Annotated in this window: 13 protein-coding genes and 1 tRNA gene; 4 read left to right on the top strand and 10 right to left on the bottom strand. The window is 36.1% G+C overall.

Translation table 11 applies throughout. From position 1 onward, the window contains the following. Positions 1–49 precede the first annotated feature (49 nt). Positions 50–481: a hypothetical protein gene (locus tag Q2U82_RS11315; RefSeq protein WP_410004976.1), complete on the top strand. Its 432-nt coding sequence runs from the start codon at positions 50–52 to the stop codon at positions 479–481. Positions 482–559: 78 nt separating this feature from the next. On the opposite strand, the gene Q2U82_RS11310 is transcribed toward Q2U82_RS11315, so the two are convergent. The 5 genes from Q2U82_RS11310 to mqo form a co-directional block, all read right to left on the bottom strand. Continuing rightward, a complete protein-coding gene (locus Q2U82_RS11310) occupies positions 560–4,414 on the bottom strand; it encodes a fibronectin type III domain-containing protein (protein ID WP_410004975.1) in 3,855 nt (1,284 codons plus the stop codon). 156 nt (positions 4,415–4,570) lie between these two features. Continuing rightward, positions 4,571–5,731, bottom strand: a complete 1,161-nt coding sequence (locus Q2U82_RS11305) for a tetratricopeptide repeat protein (protein ID WP_410004974.1) — start codon at positions 5,729–5,731, stop codon at positions 4,571–4,573. Between the two features lie 14 nt (positions 5,732–5,745). Beyond that, a complete protein-coding gene (locus Q2U82_RS11300) occupies positions 5,746–7,302 on the bottom strand; it encodes a helix-turn-helix domain-containing protein (protein ID WP_410004973.1) in 1,557 nt (518 codons plus the stop codon). 129 nt (positions 7,303–7,431) lie between these two features. Next, entirely contained in the window at positions 7,432–8,394 is a 963-nt protein-coding gene (gene trxB / locus Q2U82_RS11295) for a thioredoxin-disulfide reductase (protein ID WP_068762626.1), read from the bottom strand. 93 nt (positions 8,395–8,487) lie between these two features. Beyond that, a complete protein-coding gene (gene mqo, locus Q2U82_RS11290; RefSeq protein WP_410004972.1) occupies positions 8,488–10,011 on the bottom strand; it encodes a malate dehydrogenase (quinone) in 1,524 nt (507 codons plus the stop codon). A 145-nt stretch (positions 10,012–10,156) separates the two neighbouring features. Here mqo and Q2U82_RS11285 point away from each other — a divergent pair. Further along, positions 10,157–10,230, top strand: a tRNA-Pro gene (locus Q2U82_RS11285). 237 nt (positions 10,231–10,467) lie between these two features. On the opposite strand, the gene Q2U82_RS11280 is transcribed toward Q2U82_RS11285, so the two are convergent. From Q2U82_RS11280 to Q2U82_RS11270, 3 genes are all read right to left on the bottom strand, one after another. After that, entirely contained in the window at positions 10,468–10,935 is a 468-nt protein-coding gene (locus Q2U82_RS11280) for a PepSY-like domain-containing protein (RefSeq protein WP_410004971.1), read from the bottom strand. Positions 10,936–11,011: 76 nt separating this feature from the next. Continuing rightward, positions 11,012–12,151, bottom strand: coding sequence for a sensor histidine kinase (locus tag Q2U82_RS11275; RefSeq protein WP_410004970.1), 1,140 nt, complete (start codon positions 12,149–12,151; stop codon positions 11,012–11,014). Positions 12,152–12,261: 110 nt separating this feature from the next. Continuing rightward, a complete protein-coding gene (locus tag Q2U82_RS11270; RefSeq protein ID WP_410004969.1) occupies positions 12,262–12,936 on the bottom strand; it encodes a response regulator transcription factor in 675 nt (224 codons plus the stop codon). Positions 12,937–13,341: 405 nt separating this feature from the next. On the opposite strand from Q2U82_RS11270, the gene Q2U82_RS11265 reads away from it, so the two are divergent. Both Q2U82_RS11265 and eptA read left to right on the top strand, forming a co-directional pair. Continuing rightward, positions 13,342–13,974 (top strand): phosphatase PAP2 family protein, encoded by a 633-nt coding sequence (locus Q2U82_RS11265; RefSeq protein WP_410004968.1) that lies wholly within the window; start codon positions 13,342–13,344, stop codon positions 13,972–13,974. Next, a complete protein-coding gene (gene eptA, locus Q2U82_RS11260) occupies positions 13,952–15,478 on the top strand; it encodes a phosphoethanolamine--lipid A transferase EptA (RefSeq protein ID WP_410004967.1) in 1,527 nt (508 codons plus the stop codon). Before Q2U82_RS11265 ends, eptA begins: the two co-directional genes overlap by 23 nt. 63 nt (positions 15,479–15,541) lie before the next feature. Here eptA and Q2U82_RS11255 read toward each other — a convergent pair whose 3' ends face one another. Further along, on the bottom strand, positions 15,542–18,541 hold the full coding sequence (locus Q2U82_RS11255) for an efflux RND transporter permease subunit (protein ID WP_410004966.1): 3,000 nt from the start codon (positions 18,539–18,541) through the stop codon (positions 15,542–15,544). Beyond that, positions 18,541–19,458 (bottom strand): efflux RND transporter periplasmic adaptor subunit, encoded by a 918-nt coding sequence (locus Q2U82_RS11250; protein ID WP_410004965.1) that lies wholly within the window; start codon positions 19,456–19,458, stop codon positions 18,541–18,543. Before Q2U82_RS11250 ends, Q2U82_RS11255 begins: the two co-directional genes overlap by 1 nt. Positions 19,459–19,460: the final 2 nt, after the last annotated feature.

Below are 19,460 nucleotides of genomic sequence, written 5' to 3'. Positions count from 1 at the left end.
TAAGAGGTTTTCTCCATTAAAATTACATATTTGAAAAAAACAAAAAATCATGAAAAGAATATTGATATTATTAGCAGTAGTTGTATTTGCATCCTGTAGCTCTGATGACGACTCCGGTAATGCAAATACCAATGAGTTTGAAGAAATTAAAACTACCCTACCTCAAGGTGAATGGATGGTTAGCAAATTAATTGATGGCCAATCAGACCACACAACGGATTTTGAAAGTTTTGTCTTCAGCTTTGGCGAAGATGGTAGCGTTGTAGCCCAAAATGATCTTTTTACCGAAAATGGTACTTGGACTTATGATAATTCTTCCAATAGTGGTGAAGAATTGGTTCTACAGTTTAGCGAGACAACTCCTTTTGATGAAATTAATGATGATTGGAATATTGTTTCTGTGAGCAATTCTAAAATCGAACTTTCAGATGTAAGTGGTGGAAATGGGGATGTTAAACTTCTTACGTTTACAAAATTGTAAATCCCAAATTATAATGTAAAATTAAAAGCCCCGTTCAAATGAATTTGAACGGGGCTTTTGCATTACTAACAATAAAAATTAATCAACTATTACTTTAAATCTTATAAGTTCAGAATCTACATTAGCTTCAACCAAATAGAATCCTGAAGCCAAATGCGCCATATTTATTTCACCTGAAGTATTATTTATTTCAGTGTTATAAACCTTTTGCCCTGCTAGATTATAGATAGTTACTTGTTTAATGAATCCTTTGCAAGAAATGTTCAAAACATCTTTCACAGGGTTTGGATAAAACTTAAACGAAGCAGCTTCGTGATCAGTTATTCCTACAGTTACTTGAGTTGTAAATAAAATTGGGCCTTCCCAAGCACTTCCATTTGCACTGCAAATTGATTTTACATATACTTCATAATCTGTATCTGGCATTAAATTATCCAATGCTACTTGTGTTTGAGAGGTTGGGACTCCTGTTCCTGCTCCTGGGTATCCAGTTCCTGCCAATTGCACGATGTATTGATAACCATCGGTAGGTGCTGGAGATGGTGCAGTCCAAGTTAACAATGCAGTTGTCTCAGTTATTTCGTCAACTGAAATATCTGTTGGAGAGGCACAAGTTGGCGAATCATCATAAGCTGCTATTTTAAAATAGCCATAAGTTCCTGCCCAGCCCCACGCTCGTACTAAAATTTCAGTTCCAGGTTCAAGATTATCAAGTTCTATATAGTTGAAAAATCCATCTCCCCCATCATTATCGCAATATATGGTAGTTAAACTTCCACAAATACCACTATATGCCTGAAGCCCCATATCACTAAGATAAGGATCGTTATTTGTTTTGGTTTCCAATTTCAATCTTCCTGAGTCCGGAACAGTAACTTTGTACCAAACGTCTTTTCCTTTTTCCTCAAATTCAAGTGCAGAACAAATTACCAAAGGATCATTTACATTTCGGGTTGAAGAAGTACTATTGCCAACTATATAACTGGTTTCAAAATCAGCACCAACAGTTAATTCAATACCTCCAGAACACTCATCATTTACAGGCGCTGGTGGGGAAGGATATGCGCAAATAGTGAAATAAATTGCTCTGGAACTTAACGAACTTGAAACCGAAACATAATAAGTTTCTCCGGCAGTTAAATCTACCCTTTGCAAATAGGTTGTACATGTTTCTGATATGCGGGTTAAATTACCCGGTGTTCCAGAATAAACAGCAACATAGGTTGGAGCCGTGCCGTTAATAAGGGTTTTTCTAAAAGTATAATTCGCTGTTTGAGTAGGAATGAAGGTATACCAAACATCTATTAAATCCGTTCCACAATCTACGTCTATGGAATGGGTTGCAGAAGCTGTATAGCCTTCCAAACCGTTGTTACATGTATCATCATCAGATTCCGTTAAAAGAATAGCGCCACTTGGCTCATCATTTACGGGAACTTCAGGAAATTTGTAAACGCAAAGTGAAAACTGCGTGTTTGGTTCAGGGCTGGAAATAGAAACAAAATACGTTTCACCGCCATTAAGAATTGGGGCCGTATATCGCGTACTACAACCAACGGATATTGGTTGTAAATCTACCGAAGAACCTTCAAAAATGAATATGTTCACATCTTCACCTGTAATGCTTTCTATAGAAAAAGCATATTTTCCAGTTTCAGTCGGTGTAAAACGGTACCAAAGATCTTTATACGCATCGTAATCAGGATTGGTACAAGGATAGTTAGTAGTACGGGTTGCACCTACAAAATCTCCCGTTATGGCATTGTTGCACATATAGTCATCAGATGCTGTCAATATAGCCGCATTAACCGGTTCATCATTTAAACCTTGTGGAGTAACATATTCATAATGAAATTCATCCATATAAATATTTTTAAAGTTACTTCCATTCCCAGAATGTTGTGGTTTGAAAGCAATATATGTATGGTTTAAACTAGTGTCATAGCTTGAAAAGTTTATGGTGAATTCCGTCCAAGTTTCTGCTACAATACTGGTTTCATTAAGAGTTGTATCATCCAATACTACAAATGTTGAAGCATCCTGTGGGTCTGACATTGTACCAACAATGATGTTAAAACCTTCAGTAGTAGAAGCGCTTTTATTCATTTTGAACCTAATTTGTTTATCAGCATTCAAATCTAAAGTCTCGGGAGAGCTTAAAATTAAGCCTTCCGGATCTGAACTTGTGCTGAAAAACATACGCAACATTAAATTGCCGTCAGAAGGTAAAATATTGTTTTGTGATGCGTAGGTTTTAAAATCTCCCGTAGTTGTATCTAAAATTGACCAGCAAGGCTTAACATCTTGACCATCTTCATTAAGTCCTTCAAAACTATCACTGTATTCTGCAACTTTAGTATCACAAGTTGTTGTAAATACATCAGAAGCAATCCACGCTCCAAAATCTGACACATCACACTTAGCGCGAGCATAAGCAATATATGCTGTGTTTTGATCCAAAGAAACAGTAACAGAATTGGTTCCTGTTTCGGTACCGTTTGTAGTAGAGTCTGGCGCTGGCAGCGTGCTTTCCTGCACTAAGTATTCCCAAGTTGTTTCCCCAGAACCGCTTGTAGTCCAAGATATATCTGCTGAATTGTACTGAACATTTGTTGCAGTAACATCTGTTACTTCAAGACAAGAAGGAATGTCTTCCACACAAACAGTGTTTATCCAAATATATTTATTTACAGCTCCATTGTGCTTAAACGCAAACTTTGAGTGACCGTTGTTTGGTAAATCTACCAAGTACACGGCATTTCTATCTGTAGTTAAAGTAAGCGCAGAAAATTGTACAAAAGTACCTGAACCATCAATAGTACCAATTTCCAAAACATCTGCGGGGCTACCACTTGAAGTACCTGCTTGGAGTCGCAAACGGTGCGTACCATCAGTTGCAAAAGTTGATTCTGGAGAAATAGCAATAATATCACCAGTGGTAGTTGTGGTATAAAACAATTCAAACATATTTTTACCGTACGACCCTATATAATTTACATAAGCCCATCCACCAGCAGGTTCATCAACTACGCTCCAGCAATACGGCACTGTGTTATCTGGTATTCCTGCAAAATCATCACAAAAATTATCAGTGAATGCACCGCATAATGTTCTAAGGGTATTGCCAGCTTTTATCCAAGCGCCATAATCGCCTCCACCACAATTAGCTCTCACATATGCTTCATAATCTGTATCAAAATCTAAATTATCAACGGTTACCAAAAGGTTTGTGTCTGTTGATGTATATTCCGTACCATTAGTAGTTGGTTCGCCACCTCCTACTTCTTGTACCACATACTCCCAGTTGTCTTCGCCAGTACCGCTTTCGGTCCAAGTTAAATCTACGGAAGTTTGCGTGGGATTTGACAATGCCACATTGGTCACTTCCAAACAAGTTGGAATAGTTTCCAAGCAAACGCTATCTATATTAACTTGGTCAAATGTTGATCCAAGGTTATGCTGAAAAAAAATGTATTGGTCTGTTCCTGCTGGAATAATAACCTCCTGTGCTACCCAGTCTGAATTTGTGGTACCCGTTAAAGCTATTGTTGCAACGGTGGTAAATGTTCCTGTTCCATCACCAACATTTGTTGTGCCCACAATCAAACTAGATTCTACTGAGCCCTGTGCATAAAACTTTAAACGGTGATTTCCATCAGAAGTAGTAGCGTTCATGGGTGATATAAAAATTAATTCCCCAGTTGTTGCGTTTGCATTATACATCCTAAAATATTTTGGAGGAGTTGGTGCTGCGGGATTACTTGTAACCTTCCCATAAGCCTGTGAATCACCTGTGGTGTTTATCATCGTCCAATCAGTTGGCACTTCATTATTCCCGTAAGAATCGAAATTCTCAGAGATGTCACACTGTGCATTTGCATACTGCCCCACACATAGGAATAAAAACAGTAAAATTTGTAGTGATTTTTTCATTTCTAAAATTGTTTAAAAAAATTAATATTCTGAAGCGTAAACCTACAACGCCATATACTATAATAAAAGGAAAGGTTTTTTGATTTTCGTGAAATTTCACGAAATTTAAAAAACAAAAAATAATACTAACTATTTAAAAAACAAATAATTAACTTGTTATTTTTTATTTTTGGAAGATTTGTTCAATTCTTCTTTGTGAAGGGATATTTTTCGTCTTTTGGCAATGATTTTTCTCACCACGATGAGAATTACAAGCAGTAAAACAATTCCAAAAAACAGAAAAAGGTAGTTGTATTTGTCTTTTTGTTCCTCACGCTTTTTTACGTTTTCTGAAGACAAATCGCTCACAACTTTATTTAGCGATTTCTTTTCTTCGGAAAGTAATTTTTCTTGTTCAGCCAAATAAAGCGAAGTGTATTTATTGGCATTTTCAGCATCGCCAATGGCAGTATAATTTTCGGAAAGTGCTTTATAGATTTCGCTATTTGTACCAATGTCGTTCACATTTTTAATAGAGGCTTTCGCTTCTTCCAACATTTCAATAGCGCTGCTATTTTCACCCTCTACTGAAAGGATTTTAGCCAAACCAAGTTCAGAATAGGCAATACTTTTTATGGCATTTATTTTTTTGGCGTAAAAAATGGATTCTTCATAATTCTCCCTTGCTATTTTGTAATTCTTCATTTCAAAATTGCAATCGCCTATTTTATTGCTTGCTATGGCAATACTTGCATTTATGGCCTTGCTGGAAATATTACTTTTGAAAACTTCTTCTGCTTGCTTAAAATATTGCAAGGCATACTCACAGCCCAATTTATCCTTTTGAATCAATCCTTTTACAAAAAGAATATTGCCTTGAAGAAATTTTAAGGAATCGGGCAAGGGATGGCTTACAGAAATATCGTAAGCCTGATCTAAATAATTCAACGCTTTATCGCTCAAATTCAAGCGTTGGTATTCCCCGCCAATAAAACCGAGAACACGTATTCTATCTGTGAAGTTTTCACTTTTTTTTGCAATTGAGTCAGCCCGAAATGCATACTCCAAAACTTTGTCGTGATTCTTTAAAACAGCATATCCGTTAGCCACTATTATCAAAGCTCCTATTTGGGTTGAGGGATCTTTTTTTGCAAGTTTATAAAGTTCCAGTCCTTTTTCAATTGCCAACTCAGGATTGTTATAGGTTATAACACTGGCCTCAGAACGCAAACTATCCAATTGAGCACGCGTCTGTGCCTGCAACATGAAGGAGCTGCCAAAAAGAATAATAGCACAGAAAACTGTAAACAGTTTATATAAAAATTGTAGGGTTTTCATCAAGCCGAAAGGTACTAAAAAGTTGCCGTTTTCTCCTTTTTGCTTTTCTTTAAAAAGGCGATAAATTGCTTGGGAGTAAAACCAGTAATTGATTTGAAAACAACTGTAAACGCACTATGTGAGGAAAAACCGCAAGTTTCGGCCAGATAACTTACTTTGTAGTTTAAGTAGGCTTTATCGGTTTTCATCAAATGGATAATATAATTTACGCGAAGCTCGTTGATGTAGGTATTGAAATTTTTCTGTTTGTGGGTATGTATAATTTCTGAAATATATTTAGAATTTGTCTTCATCTGTTTTGCCAACAGGCTTAAATTCATATTGCTGTTCGCAAATTTTGTTGTTGCCTCAAATTCTTCCAAACGCTCTAAAATATTTTTTTCGGTTTCTTGAGGAATTACTATGCCTTTGGATGGTTTTAAAGAAGTGTCATCAATACTGAAAGGCGCTTCCAATTTTTCGTCTTTTTCTACCTGGGCAATTACTTTTTGGAAACGTTGGTATTCTCTGTTGAGTTTTCTGTTGTAAAAATAATAGCCAACGAATATTAGTAAAAAAAGAACGGCAAGCCCAGCACCCCATTTGTAATAGTTCTTTTTGTCGTCAAGCAAATTATTTTGCTGCTCCGCATCGATGTGTGAAATAATGACGCTCCGCACATTTCGTTCAGAATCGAGCATTGATGCATTTAACAAAGCTTTTTCGTTATAAAACTTTTGCGCCAGCGATATGCTGTCCGTTCTTTTATATAACTCAGATAGATTATCAAACACTTCAATTTTGATTGGGTTCTCTACAAAAGGAATTTTTAGGGCGCTTTTGTAATATTGAATTGAAGTTTCCAAATCATCCTTCAACAAATAAACCTTTCCCAAACCTTGCAGGGCAACACTTTCAATAGAAGAATCGTTTAACTCCGAGCTATTTAAAATTGCAATTGATTTCTTAAAATGTACTTCGGCGCTGTCAATTTTAGAACTATTCAAATAGTAATTGCCAAATTCATTCTGTGTAATTGCCCGCAGTGCCGGAACCTCATTATTTGATAAATTTTCAGCCTGTTTTAATTTCTGGAATGTTTTTTCATAATTCTTGTTTCGGGAAAAAATCTTTGATTCTTCCTGAAAAATCACTGTGTTGGCGATAGCCAAATCTTTTTCGGAAATGATTTCTTTTGAAAGGTTTATCGCTTTCTGTAAATCAGTTGAAGCTATATCTTCAACTCCAGCCATTCGGCACTGTTCGGAAAGTGCCGCCAAAACTAATGAAGCAATAAAAGGGGATTCGTTTTCCTTTAAAATTTCCTTCGCACGAAATAAATCCTCAATCCCTTCGGAAGTAGCTCCGCTGAGAATTTTTCCTTTTGAAAGTAAATAAAGTGCTTTCGCTTTTTCAGAATTTGAAGCTGCATTTTCTAAAAGATAATCTGCAACTTTAATGGTCTGTTCAGGGTTTTGATATACTGAATTGAGGTTTTTAATGAAAATTTGTTCCCGTTCCATAATTTCCTGTGTGCTTGCAGTCACAGAAAATAATGCTATAAAAGCAAATAGGAAGAAACGAATTTTCATTGATACCACTGGTTTTCCTGCAAATATAATTTATTAGAAACGGAGAATGTTTTGAATTTTCAATTTATTGGAAAATAAAAAGCATCTGAAAAATTTCAGATGCTCTCTTTATTTTTTAAAAAGCTTGAATTATGCGGTAACTTCAGTCTCAATTGTTGCAAGATAACGCTCTGCATCCAGTGCAGCCATACAGCCAGTTCCCGCAGCGGTTACCGCTTGGCGGTATTCTTTGTCCTGTACATCGCCGCTTGCAAATACGCCAGGCTTATTGGTTTTTGTAGATTTTCCTTTGGTGATAAGATACCCTGTATCATCCATATCCAGCTGACCTTTAAAAATATCAGTATTCGGTTTGTGGCCGATTGCAATAAAAAGACCTGTAATTTTTATCTCTTCCTTTTCGCCCGTTTGGTTGTTAACCATTCGCAAACCTTCCACTACCATATCTCCCAACACCTCATCAACTTCGGTATTGTAAAGTACTTTTAGGTTTTTTGTGTTATTAACGCGATGTTGCATAGCTTTACTAGCTTTCATGTAATCTTTACGAACAAGCATAGTTACACTTTTACAAATATTTGCCAAATAAGTAGCTTCCTCAGCAGCAGTGTCTCCTGCTCCAACAATTGCAACATCTTGATTTTTATAGAAAAAACCATCACAAACAGCACAAGCGGAAACACCACCACCACGCAACTTTTGCTCACTTGGCAATCCTAAATATTTTGCGGTTGCACCAGTTGAAATAATCACGGTTTCAGCTTCAATTTTAGTAGAGTTATCAACAGTTACTTTGTGGATTCCACCAACTTCGTTGCTAAATTCAACGTTGGTAACCATTCCAATTCTCACTTGCGTTCCAAAACGTTCGGCTTGTTGTTGCAGTTGCACCATCATTGTTGGACCGTCAATTCCTTCGGGGTAGCCGGGAAAATTATCTACTTCAGTGGTAGTAGTCAATTGTCCGCCAGGTTCCATTCCTGTGTACATAACAGGTTTTAAATCTGCACGCGCAGCGTAAATTGCCGCTGTATATCCAGCTGGACCCGAGCCAATGATAAGGCATTTAATTCTTTCAATAGTTTCGCTCATGATATTTTCTTCAATAATGATTTTCGAATGGCAAAAATAGCAACTTTCAAAGGAATGTGCCTCTAAAAGTTATGAAGAATTGTTATTAAAGTATTAAGCAAGCCTATCGTTTTTCTTCGGAAGATTTATTTGAAGTACTTCAGAACATTTGATGCGTATATTTTTAAATTCTTCGGAATTTTGTTCTATTTCTTTGTTCCAAAACGGCACCATTTCAGAAAATTTTTGCTGCCATTCTTGGGATTTTGTCTTCTCTGGATAAGCAAAATGCAAGAGATTAATCATAATATCGACGGCCACAGAAGCACCAGGAGAAGCGCCCAAAAGTGCTGTGATTCTTCCATCTTTACTGTGAACCACCTCAGTTCCAAATTCAAGCGTACCTCCCTCCTCTTCATCGCGTTTTATTATCTGCACACGCTGTCCTGCAACTTTCAAATCCCAATCTGTGTTTTTTGCGTTTTTTATAAACTTTCGAAGTTCTTCCATTCTATCCTCATGACCCATTCGCACTTGCTCTATAAGATATTTTGTGAGCGGAATATTATGCCAAAAAACACCCCACATAGAAGGGATATTATCCCATTTAATACTTTTGAAAAGATCAAAAAACGATCCTTCCTTTAAAAATTTAGTGCTGAAACCCGCGAAAGGTCCGAACAAAAGTTCCTGTTTTCCGTCAATATAGCGCGTGTCTAAATGTGGCATGGACATTGGGGGCGCCCCTACTTCAGCTTTGCCGTACACTTTTGCATGATGCTTTTCAATGACTTCGCGATTGTTGCAGATTAGCCATTCTCCGCTTACCGGAAAACCGCCGTAACCTTCCTTTTCATTTATTTCCACTTTTTGGAGCAACGGCAATGCACCACCGCCGGCGCCAATAAAAACATGCTCAGCATCACAATGAATTTTTTCCTTCGTTTCGAGATTTTTAATCTTCACTAACCAATCTTCGTCCTTCGTGGGATCTACATCTTCAACTTCGTGCTGGGTGAAAACTGGGGTGTCAAATTTTTCTTCCAAAATTTTGAAAAAGGTTCGGGTAAGCACACCGTAATTTACCTCTGTGCCTAATTCCATTCGGGTTGCCGCTATTTTTTCCGAAGTACTTCTTCCAGTCATCATCAACGGAAACCACTGTTCCATTTCATTAAAATCTTCTGAAAATTTCATTCCCTCAAACATAGGATGCTTTGTCATTTCGGCTACGCGTTTCTTCAGAAATTCAACATTATCTTCTCCTTCCACCCAACTATGGTGCGGAACAGGGTGAATAAAATCTTTTGGGTTTTTAATTAAATTATTATTTATCAAAAAGGACCAAAACTGTTTCGATTTTTCAAATTGGGTGCAAACTTTTATTGCCTTTGAAACATCGATGGAACCATCTTCGTTTTCGGATGTGTAATTCAACTCGCAAAAAGCGGAATGTCCCGTTCCCGCATTATTCCAAGCTGCGGAGCTTTCCAAAGCCACCCTGTCCAACCTTTCTAGTATAAGTATTTTTTGGTTTTTATCTATCAGTTTCAGCATTAGCGCAAGTGTGGCGCTCATAATTCCGCCCCCAACACAGATTAGGTCGTAATGATTTTCAATTTTCTTCACGGTGGTCATTTTTTTATTTTATCAAAAATAAACAATGAAAAAAGGAATATGGCTTAAGAAAATACTAATAATCATTAATGGATTTAAGTATGTCATTTAAACAAAAATCTACTTGCCAAACTTTATAATTTGGTTATTTTTGCATTTCAAAATTCGGGATGTAGCGCAGCCTGGTAGCGTACACGTCTGGGGGGCGTGGGGTCGCAAGTTCAAATCTTGTCATCCCGACATTATTAAAAGAGCGTGCCACAATATTCGGTGCGCTCTTTTTTTTCTAATTTTCTCTAACTGACCAAACTTCGGTATTGTAAAGCTATCCAAAATAGGTTTCAAAAAACGATTTTCCACCGTTGCCACATGTTGCCCAAATAGATAAACTTATTTATTGCCATAAAAAAAAGCGCCGTGAAATGGCACTTCACGGCACTTTAATAACCAACAACTTACTTAACCTAAAAAACTAATCTAATCTTTGTCGTCTTTATTTGATTCTTCTTTTTTCATTTCTTGTTTAGTAATTTTTCCTGAAGCATCAATGGCCACTTCCATATCGGTTTCATCTTTTTCAATTTCAAATTCATAAACTGTTCCAGATGTGGTTTCAGATATTTCCATCTCTTCGGTTTTGAAGCTGGGAAAGCCATCGGCCAATGCCTTCTTAACCGATTCTGGTAAATCATTTTCAGATATTTCGTGCTCGGTTTCTTTCCAAATACCATCTTCCGAAAAATTTGCAGAATATTCCATTTTATTCATTTTAAACTCTGCCTCCCATTCATTGGCAGATTCTTTGTCCCATTTCACAGATTTTGCGGTTGGGAACTTTTTAGCAAAAGCGTCCTTTACTTTTTGCGGCACCTTTTCTCCAGCGGAACAGAAACTAAACATAACTGAAGAAATTAATACTGCTACTATTACTTTTATTGTTTTCATAACTAATAGTGTTTAAATTATGAGGTAAAAATAAATACCAAATCTAAAGTTGGTTTTAAGAGAATCTAAAGAATGATTATTTAAAAACTAAAGTGAAGGAATGTTGGTTTTCAGAAAAATTATAGGAAAGATCAAACTTATAAAGGTCACATATCTTTTTTAAGATGGCCAGCCCAAGCCCTGAGGATTGTACAGAGTTTACTTCTCTGTAGAATCTCATAAAAAGTTTTTCGGGATGCAGCAGCTCATTTTGACCATAGTTTGATATTACGAGCGTTTTGTTTTCTGTTGTTATAGAGATATCTTTTTCTTCAAAATTGTGTTTTATTGCATTTGAAATTAAGTTATTTATCAAAATATCCGCAAGATAAATATCCATTGAAGCGATAAGGTCATTTTTTGAATTTAGAGATATATAGTTAATTTCCAACTCTTTAAAATTTTCAATTTTTTCTTTTAAAAGTTTAGTAATATTTACATTTTCAACCTTTACAAACTGATTGTTATCAATTTTAGTAAGTATAGTAACCCGTTGGTTAAGATGTTTTAAGCGCTGAATATCTTTTTGAATGGAAGAAATTTGCTCAAACTGTTTATCGTTAATGTCGTGTTCATTTATAATATTGTCAATCTTTGCCTGAATGATGGCCAAAGGTGTCTGCATTTCATGCGAGACATTTTCTGTAAACTGTTTTAGATTTTCATAGTCATTTTTTACCTTGGAAGTCAATAATAGTATTTCATCTTTCAGTTCAGAAAATTCCAAAACGTCGCTGTCAACAAGTTGAATTTCTTCATTGGATGAAAGTGAGAATTTTTTCATCTGTTCCAGATTTGTGAAAAAAGGATTCCAAAGCTTAATATTCTTTGTGGTATTGAAAAAGAACAGAAATAAAAATGCCAAAACAAAAATGGTGATATTTGAAAATACAATGGCCACAAGGATATCCTCAGATTCCACCACTAGATTTCTGACCGTAATTTTATATATCTGTCCCTTTATTTCCTTATAGGTTGAGAGTTCACGGAAGGCTTCCATCTCATCTTGCGATGGATCATAAATAATTGTGTCCTTTAAAATTTCTGGCCTTATATGTTGTACTTTTTTCAGTTGCGTGATAGGAGGAAATGAAAGTACAATTTGATCATTTTTTAAAGCATCCACAACCCGAGCCTCTGTGGAATAAAGACTTTCTTCCACTTGATCTTGAAGCAAGCTTTTTGTGTAAAAATATAGAACGATGGAACTTAAAACTGTCAGCACAAGCCCGGTCAAGAGAAAGGTCTTTGACGTTTTTTTAATAAGTTTTGTTTTTTTTGCCACCTTCAATCTTCTATAAATTTGTAGCCACTTCCATAGGCCGTTTTAATATATTTTGCACCCTCGGCAGTCAGTTTTTTTCTCAAATTGTTGATGTGCACATAAATGAAATCAAAATTATCCAACAAATCACTATTATCGCCCCAAAGATGTTCTGCTATGATTTCCCTTGAAAGCACCCTCCCTTTATTCGATACAAAAAACACAAGAAGATCATATTCCTTTTTAGTTAGTGCCATTGCTTTTCCATCAATATATGCAGTTCTTGAGCGTGTATCTATTTTTATTTCATTAAACTCAATTAATTCATCCCCTCCATATTTTCCCCTTCGTAAGACTGCTGTTATCCTAGCATTCAATTCGGCCAAATGAAATGGTTTCGTTATATAATCATCTGCGCCTAAATCGAGCCCTTCCAGTTTATCCGTTAGTGAATTGTTTGCCGAAATTATAATTACGCCAACATCTTTCTTTTCTTTTTTTATGAATTTGAGAATGTCAAGCCCACTGCCCGAAATCAAATTTATATCCAGAATAATTACATCGTAATCATAAATAGCGACCTTTTCTGAAGCTTCATTAAAATTTGAGGCTACTTCACATAAATTTCCATCGCGTTGCAGATAAGTAACTATTGACTGTTGCAGTTCAATTTCGTCTTCGGCTATGAGATATTTCATCTTTCAAATTTAACACAATAAAAGTCGTGAGAGATTCTAAAGAAATATTAAAGCAGAGGAATATTAACATCTTCAGAATTCATTAAAAATTAAATTGTAATTTTCAGAATTGAAAAAACAGCTAAAAATGCGCTATACATTTATCCTTAAAATTAGCGTTTAAACAGCTTTAACAAATCAATATTAATGACAAATAATTTTGAACTGGACACTGTAGTAGGAAACAATTTTAGAAACGTAAAATTATGGTTTTTAATTCCTCCTCTTTTAGTACTGTTTTAATTTTTTTTATATTTTTCCCTTTCTGCTGGAACTAATTTTAGTGATGAATATATTGCAAGTCAAAAAGCCTTATTTTATTTCCTAAACAGTAATTTATCTGAATATCCCAATTTACAGTTTAACTTGACCCAACTGGGTGATGCGTTGATATTTTATCCACTGGTAATTATTTTTCTTTTCTATGCCCCTAAATTTTGGCAGGCATTGTTAACATCTTCAATAATTACTTTAATAGTATCTGCCGTACTCAAAAGGTTTTTTGCAGTGCCAAGACCCGCAGCAATGTTTGACAATGAAAGCTTTACAATCATGGGCAAAACACTTATAGGCCACACCTCTTTGCCTTCAGGACATTCCATGACAGCCTTAATTGTCATAACCATACTTTTATATGCATTTATGCCCAAAAAAATCATCTATAAAACAGCATGGATTTTACTTTTTTTTATAGTTGGTTTTTTTATAGTGTTTTCAAGGGTCGGTGTTGGTGCGCACTATCCATTTGATGTTATTATTGGCAGTGCAATTGGTTATCTGGCAGCAATTATCGGTATTAAGGTAAATAATAATGTGGCGTGGTTGGAATGGATCAAGAACAAAAGAGTTTATCCTTTTTTTATGGTAATTTTATTAATCTGGGCATTTCTTATTGTAAAAAAAATTGTAGCCTTAAATTTGCCCATATTTTATTTATCATTGCTATCATTAGTTATAACTTTTTTTATAATTGCAAATGCTTATGTCAAAAGAAATTAAAGCAAGTTATTTTGCCCTGCTTTTTAGCTTTATTAATTTAGTTCTATACCACTACCCTTTTTTTAAATTCGTTTTTGGCAATATTGATGTTAAAAGCTTGAACGGTATTTTACTGCTGGTCAGTTTAACAATTGCGGCCATACTTGCAAATGCTTTCTTTTTTTATTTAGTATTGTTTTTATTGCGAAAGGTGGGAAAATGGCTAATGGCTCTGTTTTTCATCATCAACGCAATTGCTGTGTATTTTGTAAACACTTATGGCGTTATTATAGACGAAACAATGATTGGCAATGTGCTAAACACCAATTACGAAGAGTCCAGTAGTTTCTTCTCTTTTGGATTGGTTCTTTATGTAATCTTAATAGGAATTATACCAAGTATATTACTATTTAAAATTAAGTTCGTTCGTGTAAAACCAAAAAAGTTTTTAATCCATATATTTTTAACCTTAATAGTGCTGGTTTTTATTGCTTTTGCCAACGCTTCAAATTGGCTTTGGATTGATAAAAACTCCAAAACCTTGGGTGGTTTGGCAATGCCCTGGTCCTACGCTGTTAATATCAGTTTATTTTACAAACACAAGAGCGAGAAAAATGAAAAAGAAATTTTATTGCCGAACGCTACCATAAAAAATACTGAAAAATCCGTATTTGTTCTTGTCATTGGAGAATCTGCCAGGAGTGAAAATTTTTCGCTTTACGGTTATAAAAAAGAGACCAACCCTTTGCTTTCAAAAATAGAAAATGTGCATCACTACAACGCCCAATCCTGTGCAACATATACCACGGCTGGCCTTAAGTGTATTTTAGAACATAAAGACACGGGTGACCTTTATGAAATTTTACCGAATTACTTATTTAGAAACGACGTAGAAGTCATCTGGCGATCCACCAACTGGGGAGAGCCGCCGGTACACGTGAAAAATTTTGACAACAAGGAAGCTTTACGCGAACGGTGTGAAGGGGAAAGTTGTGAATTTGATGAGATATTATTAAACGGTCTGACAGAACAGATATTGGCGAGTAAAAAAGATAAAATATTGGTTGTTTTACACACAAGTACCAGCCACGGCCCTACGTATTTTAAAAAATACCCAGCACAATTTGAAAAGTTTTCTCCAGTATGTAAAAGTGTGGAATTGGCAAATTGCACTCAGGAAGAATTGATAAATGCGTATGATAATACCATTGTCTATACCGACTATATTTTAGCCACCCTAATAGACGATTTAAAACATTTGGAAGGCTACAATTCTTCTATGATTTTTATTTCTGATCATGGTGAATCTTTGGGGGAAAACAACTTGTATATGCACGGAATACCCGCCAGTATAGCTCCAAAAGAGCAACTGGACATTCCGTTTATTGTTTGGCTGTCTGACGATTCAAGAAAACTAAAGGATAGTCAAGAATATTCACAACATAACATTTTTCACAGTGTCTTGGACTTTTTAGCGGTAGATAGCCCTATTTACGATTCAAATATGAGCATTTTTAAAAAATAAAAGACTGTAATTGGATACATTTTAAATGATTGTTGTTGTCTGTTTCAAAAGATAGTTATGCGCTTATTCCTTGATAATTTTAAGCATCGTTGGAAGGACAACCAGCAAAAGTGGCAATGCAAACACCAACCCACCAATTACTGCAATGGCTAACGGTTGGTGAAGTTGTGCTCCCGCACCAATCCCCAAAGCAAGAGGCGTTAATGCCATTATTGCCGCAAAAGCAGTCATCAATTTGGGGCGCAAGCGTGCAGCGATGGAATATTCAATTTTTTCAATATGTGAAAGCGATTGGTCTATTTCCAAGTATTGACGGTATGTAAAAATTGAATTCTCCCCAATAATCCCGACAATCATTATGATTCCTGTATAACTGCCTACATTTAGCGGTGTTCCCGTTAGGTAAAGGCTTAACAGACATCCCGCGACTCCCAAAATTGCAATAAATACAATGGTAAACGCAATTTTAATTCTTCTGAAGAGAAAAAGAATTACAATAAAAACCAATAAAATAGCTGAAATCAAAATCATCATCAGTTCATTAAATGCTTTTTGTTGTTCCTGGTAAGCACCGCCATATTCGATGTGATAACCTGCTGGAAGCGAAAAATTGCTAGTTATATGATTTTGAATATCTTTAAGCGTAGAGCCCAAATCCCTATTGTTCAAACGGGCAGTAATCACCCCCATTGACTTTTGGTTTTCACGATTTATTTCAGCGACACCTTTTTCCATTTGAATAGTAGCTACATTATCTAAAGGAACACTAGCGCCATTTGGTAGTAATATTGACGCATTTTTAATATCGGCAACAGATTTTTTATACGCATTTGGATAAATAAGCCGTATTGGTACGGTCTGTTCTTTATCAATCATAGAACTTACAACCGTCCCCTCAATTTGGGTCTGCAACTGTAATTGAAAATCTGCAACCGTTAAGCCAAGCTGAGCCAAAACAGGGACGTTTGGAATAATAGATAGCGCTGGGCCAGCAACAATAATTCCATCGTTTACATCGGCTGTGCCTGGAACAGTTTCTATTTCAACCGCCAGTTTTTTTGAAAGTTCTTCAAGCACGTTAACATCATCCCCAAAAACCTTAACCTCGATGGGCTGCACGGAACTCATTAAATCGCCCAACATATCCCCTATTACTTGCCCAAAATCTATCGTTAACTGCGGAAGAACTTCTTCCACGCGTTGGCGTATTTCATCTGAAACTTCCGTTGTGGTTTTACTTCGTTTGTTTTTTAGTTTTATTAAGTAATCGCCACTATTGGGTTCGGTAATAAAGAAGCCCATCTGCGTTCCCAATCGCGCTGAATATGCCTCTACCTCGGGCTGGGTATCTAAAATTCCATTTACAATTTGAAGCATTCTGTCTGTTTCCTCAAGGGTTGTCCCCGCGGGACTATTATAGTCCAGAACAATACTTCCTTCATCCATTTCCGGAAGAAAGCCCGATGGCAATCGGGAAGGAACAATCAACAAAACCAACAAACAAATCACTAAAAAACCAATTCCTATAATGGGTTTTCCCAAAACGGTGTGTATCCATTTTGTTTTTGGTGTATGCTTTCGTTCTATAGATTTATTACTAGTGAAAAGAATAGACAAAACGGGAACTAAAAGCCAGGTTACAAAAAAGGAAGCAGACAAAGCTATAATCATACTAAAGGCCATCACCTGAAAATAGGCTCCAGCAACCCCCGTCATTAAAACAAACGGGATGAAAATAACCAAGGTACTTAACGAGGAACCTATCATGGCTGGAAATAAATGAGTTATCGCCTCCTGGGCGCACCAGCCAATATTTTCTTTAGGATGCTCCTCTCGTATTTTATGAATCTGTTCAATAATAATTACCACATCATCAATCATCAAACCTATTGCCGCAGCTACTGCTCCCAACGTCATTATATTGAATGTATAGCCAACAGCATCCAAAATGATAAGCGTTAAAGACAATGAAACTGGAATGGTAAAAAGAACAACCATACTTGCTGAAAAGGAGCGAAGAAAAATAATCACTACTAAAAGTGCTAAAACCAGTCCAATCCACAAAACATCTTTAATACTAGAAATACTGGTGTTTACAAAATCTGCTTGTTTGTAATAGGGCTTAAGAACTACTCCTTTAGGAAGTGTCTTTGAAAGTTCAGCGACTTTCTGCTCTATGTTATTATTAACTTCAATTAAATTGGCATTAGGCTGTTTTACCACTGCTATTATGGGAACGTTTTTTCCATTGGCCAGAATTTTCACGTATTCCTTTGCTTCGTTTACTTCTATACTGGCAACGTCCTGAAGTTTGATTAATCTATTTGGACTGTTAACAATAACCAAGTTTTGTAGATCTCCCAAATCATCAACCGCATTATCGGTTAACGTAAGGTACATTCTGTTAAAATCTGTAACATATCCGTTGGACTGCAAAAGATTGGAGTTGACCACCGCATTCTGAATAGCCCCAATAGAAATACCTAACGATTTAAGCACATCCGGTTTTAAAACAATCTGATATTCCTTATCCTTCCCGCCAATGACAACAATATCGGAAACGCCCAATGTCGCTGCCAAGTAAGGTTTGATTTGGTATTTGGCTATTTTTTTTAAATCTACTTGCGAAAGGCCTTCCCCTTCCAAGGAATACCCCATAACTGGCAGTATGGATGGGTTCATTTTTTCAACTGAAAAAACGGTATTCGGTAAAATATTGCCCTGCGATTGATTGATGAAAGATTCAATCTGTGCCTTGGCGGTATTTATGTCCATATTCCAATCCAGAAAAACCGAAATTTCACAACTACCGCGAGAGGTTGTGCTTCTAATATATTGAAGGCCTTCGGTGCGCCTAATGATGTTTTCCAACGGAATAGTTACCGTGGCCATCATTTTGTCAACGGGTTGTTGGCCCGCATCGGCTATCACTTTTATCTTAGGAAAAGTAATGTCTGGGAACAATCCCGTTTTAAGGTTTTGATAGGTGAAAAACCCTCCAATTAGAATCAAAATCCCAATGGCAAGTAGCGGAAATTTATAATTTGTATGCAGTTTTTTCATTAGTTGTGAATGCTTACAATTGTTGAATCCTGCATTTGGTATGCACCTTCCAATATTATGGTATCGCCTGTTTTTATACCTTTTGAGGAAATCTGTATTAAGGAATCATTTTCTAACATTGGTATAACAGCTTCCTTTATCGCCAATGAATCATTCAATACTTTCATCACCCAATAATCGGTCAAAAGTTCATTTGTTTGAAGCGCTTTTTTGGGAACTGTGACTGCTTGAACAGCTTCTTTGTAAATAGTCTTTACTTGAACGTTCAAATTTTCAGGAAGCGATTCATCTGGCAGTGCTATCAAAAAAACCTGCGATTGTGCCGCTGGGTCTATTGTTGGCAAGGTTCCCGTAATTTTTGCGGTGAGTGTTTCCCCGTTCTGCAAAACAATTTCACAGACAGAACCTATTTTTACAGCTCCTTCATATTCATAAGGAACATTTACTTGTACCACTAAACTTTTAGGCTGTACAATAGTTGCTAATATATCTCCTTCGGCTACATAATCATTTTGCGTTACGTTAAGTACCGTAATAACACCAGTAGCATTACTTGAAATTCGGATTGGGCCAATAAATTTTGCCAATGAACTATCAATTTTTACAGCTTCTTTCAGTGCGTCCTGTTCTTTGGTTCGCAGTGATGCAAAGGTCTGCCCTAAGCCTATATGATCTCCAATTTTAAAGGGCATGTATGAAATATATCCAGTAACATTTGAGCGTATATTCTCCTTCTTTTGATATTGAGTAACCCCGTTAAAAGTTAAATATTCCTTGATGTCATTTTGCTGAACTTTTACTACGCTCACTGCAATCGCAGCTTTTTTTGTTGTAGTTGTTTCTGCAGTTTTCTTGCAAGCCGCTGCGTTTAACAACAACAGAATGATTGTAATATTTTTGATGTATTTTAAAACCATAG

Source organism: Aequorivita nionensis, from assembly GCF_046352995.1.
Classification (GTDB): Bacteria; Bacteroidota; Bacteroidia; order Flavobacteriales; family Flavobacteriaceae; genus Aequorivita; species Aequorivita nionensis.
This window is presented reverse-complemented; position numbering and strand designations above follow the sequence as displayed.

Excerpts from the sequence above, each read along its gene's own strand:
- Q2U82_RS11305 (WP_410004974.1), bottom strand. The coding sequence starts at position 5,731 with ATGAAAACCCTACAATTTTTATATAAACTGTTTACAGTTTTCTGTGCT.
- eptA (WP_410004967.1), top strand. The coding sequence starts at position 13,952 with ATGCTTATGTCAAAAGAAATTAAAGCAAGTTATTTTGCCCTGCTTTTT.
- Q2U82_RS11300 (WP_410004973.1), bottom strand. The coding sequence starts at position 7,302 with ATGAAAATTCGTTTCTTCCTATTTGCTTTTATAGCATTATTTTCTGTG.
- Q2U82_RS11270 (WP_410004969.1), bottom strand. The coding sequence starts at position 12,936 with ATGAAATATCTCATAGCCGAAGACGAAATTGAACTGCAACAGTCAATA.
- Q2U82_RS11315 (WP_410004976.1), top strand. The coding sequence starts at position 50 with ATGAAAAGAATATTGATATTATTAGCAGTAGTTGTATTTGCATCCTGT.
- Q2U82_RS11280 (WP_410004971.1), bottom strand. The coding sequence starts at position 10,935 with ATGAAAACAATAAAAGTAATAGTAGCAGTATTAATTTCTTCAGTTATG.
- Q2U82_RS11250 (WP_410004965.1), bottom strand. The coding sequence starts at position 19,458 with ATGGTTTTAAAATACATCAAAAATATTACAATCATTCTGTTGTTGTTA.
- mqo (WP_410004972.1), bottom strand. The coding sequence starts at position 10,011 with ATGACCACCGTGAAGAAAATTGAAAATCATTACGACCTAATCTGTGTT.
- Q2U82_RS11310 (WP_410004975.1), bottom strand. The coding sequence starts at position 4,414 with ATGAAAAAATCACTACAAATTTTACTGTTTTTATTCCTATGTGTGGGG.
- Q2U82_RS11255 (WP_410004966.1), bottom strand. The coding sequence starts at position 18,541 with ATGAAAAAACTGCATACAAATTATAAATTTCCGCTACTTGCCATTGGG.
- trxB (WP_068762626.1), bottom strand. The coding sequence starts at position 8,394 with ATGAGCGAAACTATTGAAAGAATTAAATGCCTTATCATTGGCTCGGGT.